1 pseudogene is annotated in these 665 nt (G+C 67.4%); it reads right to left on the bottom strand.

The features are described 5' to 3' along the window. Window positions 1-665, bottom strand: a pseudogene (locus tag CN311_RS33710) (autotransporter outer membrane beta-barrel domain-containing protein); the annotation flags it as partial.

Genomic DNA, 665 nt, shown 5'->3' on the forward strand with positions numbered 1-665 from the left:
CCCGCCGTGCCACCGCCGGCGCCAATACCGCCAACGGACACGATACCGGCCGCGCCACCGCCGTCGCCGCCGCCACCACCGATCGATTCCACCAGCATGCCGATCGCACCAATGCCGCTGGTCGTGATCCTGTTGGTATTGGTCGCCGTGGCGGTTCCACCATTGTTGCCATCGGCGCCGGATCCACCACCGCCGAACAGGCCGAAAGCGCCGCCGCCACTGCCGCCGGCGCCACCGACGGACTGCACGACCAGGCCGGAGGCGAAGTCGCCACGGGTGGTTATCTCGCCGGAATTTTCACCCGAAGCGTTGCCGCCGCCGGTGGGTGCGCCGCCGTTGCTGCCGTTTCCGACAAAGATCGAAGCCGATGTATTTCCGTCGCCACCGCGGCCACCCGCGGAGCGGACAATCATGCCATATGAAAATCGACCGCCTGTGGTGATCTGCCCGGCGTTGCTGCCGTTCGCGGCCCCGGCATTGCCGCCATTGCCGCCTTCACCGGCATTTGCGTAACCGGCGGAGACAGCGTTGCCGCCAGTGCCGCCATTGCCACCGCTGGCGTCCACCAGAATGCCGAACGAGTTTTCGCCAGTCGTTTCAATGATGCTCGAGGCCGTGGCGGTTGCGCTGGCGTTGCCACCGGCGCCGCCATGTCCGCCATCACC

This window comes from Mesorhizobium sanjuanii (genome assembly GCF_002529485.1).
GTDB classification, from domain to species: Bacteria; Pseudomonadota; Alphaproteobacteria; order Rhizobiales; family Rhizobiaceae; genus Mesorhizobium; species Mesorhizobium sanjuanii.